The sequence below is a fragment of the Hydrogenivirga sp. 128-5-R1-1 genome (assembly GCF_000171895.1).
On the sequence record NZ_ABHJ01000206.1, the window covers coordinates 1 to 1,920 of the forward strand.

Here is a 1,920-nt window from a genome sequence, read left to right on the forward strand (position 1 = left end):
AAGTGCAAGATTAAAGGAAGAGTTTTCATATAAATATTCTGAGGACATTGTAAATTTGGGAATTTTAATGGCTAAAAGACTCAAAATGGGATATAAAATTTTAATCTGCGGCAACGGTGGAAGTGCAGCTGACAGTCAGCATTTTGCGGCAGAAATAGTTGGTAGATTTGAAAAGGAAAGAAAAGGTTTTCCTGCTATAGCTTTAACAACTGATACTTCAGCTTTAACAGCAATTGGGAATGACTATGGATTTAAACATATATTTTCACGTCAGGTTGAAGCATTAGGACAAAAAGGTGATATTTTAATTGGCATATCAACAAGTGGAAATTCTGAAAATGTCATAAAAGCTGTAGAAAAAGCAAAAGAAATGAATTTATTTACAGTTGGTTTTTTAGGTAAAGACGGCGGAAAATTAAAAAATATTGTAGATAAAGCATTTATAGTAGATAGTGAAAGCACTGCAAGAATTCAGGAAGTACATCTAACATTGGAACATGCTTTGTGTAAAGTTATAGACATGTATTTAACAGGTGAAATAAAAGAAACTAATGAGATAATTTAGATATTTTATCTTCAATCCACAGTTTATAAGTACCGTCATCTTTTTCAAGTGCCTTTTTGTAATAAAATAATGCTTTTTCTTTATTACCTAATCTTTCGTAAATTTTAGCTGTTTTTAATATGTCCTTAAATGTTCCATCTTTTGCTAAGTTTTCATAAATATCAGCTGCTGCATAAGGATTTTTTGATTTTTCATAAAGATAAGCAAGCTGTCTCATTATATTTTTATTATTAGGAAAATTATAGTAAGCTTCTTCAAGTATCAAAATAGCTTTTTTAATATTACCTAATTTTTCATAAGATTTAGCAATTAAAATATAAGCATCTGTGTAATTTGGATTTTTGTTAACAAGTCTTTTCAAATATTTTATACTTCCATAGTACGCTTTAAGTTTATAGTTAAAGTAAGCAATTTTATAAAGAATATCCTCATCTGGATTAAACTTATAAGCTTTATGATAAAAAGCCAGAGCACTTTTTATATCTCCTTTCAGCTCAGCTTTTTTTGCCAGTTTGTAATAATAGGCAAAATCTTTTTTCTCAATTTTTTTTCTTTTTTCTTGAGTATTTAAACTTTTTTCTTCTGGTCTAAATGATATTTCCCCTGGGAATTTTTCGTCTTTTAATATATTTGAGAAATAATTTTCATCAATATTAAATTTAACGTCTGGAAAATTAATCTTAGTATCTCTTATTTTTTCTTTTGTAATTTCTTTTTGCTTTCAGGATTGGTTTCGTTATTAACTTTTGCTAAATTTTGCGGTACATTCTTAATGTTTTCTTTATTTTCATAAAAAATTAAATTTTTAATGTCGCTTCTATATATGTACATAAATATGGATAAGTTGATAACAGTTATTAAAAGTAAAAAAAATAGTTTTCTTTTTTCTTTATTTTTGTCTTTTATGTGAGTTAAGGGATGTATTTCCCTGTTCAATATTATTTTCCATTTTACAGTTAATTGTAATAACTTAATTATACAACAAACCCCTCAAAAGAGGGGTAAAGTTTATAACATATCCTGGATAGCCTGGTCTATTCTACTTTCAAGCTCTTCTACTGCTTTTTTAGCTTCTGGATATTTTGTTCCATCAAGCAAAATAGATGGTTTTGTTCTTACAATATACGTATAATCATCATCTTCTCTCTGGTATATAGTTATCACAAATGGAGATAAAACTACAGCGTTTGGGTCTGTGGTGTATAGCTTATATAAAGTTGTAATACTTGTAACAAGGAAATTTTGAATAAAAGATATACCTAACTTATCAAAATCAGGGAAAATTTTAACGTTGTTTGAAAGAGGTGCGACAGGGTTTGTCGTATCAACGAGGGTAATCTGGTAAGCTTCAAGGT

At 28.2% G+C, this 1,920-nt stretch carries 4 protein-coding genes; 1 reads left to right on the forward strand and 3 read right to left on the reverse strand.

All coding sequences use genetic code 11. The features are described 5' to 3' along the window. A partial coding sequence (gmhA, locus tag HG1285_RS03335; protein ID WP_008288897.1) for a D-sedoheptulose 7-phosphate isomerase occupies nt 1–565 on the forward strand: 565 nt, incomplete at its 5' end. Here gmhA and HG1285_RS20375 read toward each other — a convergent pair. From HG1285_RS20375 to HG1285_RS03320, 3 genes are all read right to left on the reverse strand, one after another. Continuing rightward, the gene (locus HG1285_RS20375) at nt 549–1,274 is read right to left on the reverse strand and encodes a tetratricopeptide repeat protein (protein ID WP_343122641.1); all 726 of its coding nucleotides are present in this window, start codon (nt 1,272–1,274) and stop codon (nt 549–551) included. The two genes, gmhA and HG1285_RS20375, sit on opposite strands and share 17 nt — an antisense overlap. Beyond that, nucleotides 1,256–1,501, reverse strand: coding sequence for a hypothetical protein (locus HG1285_RS03325; RefSeq protein WP_008288899.1), 246 nt, complete (start codon nt 1,499–1,501; stop codon nt 1,256–1,258). Before HG1285_RS03325 ends, HG1285_RS20375 begins: the two co-directional genes overlap by 19 nt. 72 nt (nt 1,502–1,573) lie before the next feature. Continuing rightward, nucleotides 1,574–1,920, reverse strand: a 347-nt coding sequence (locus HG1285_RS03320; RefSeq protein WP_008288900.1) for a hypothetical protein, incomplete at its 5' end; no start/stop codon positions are given.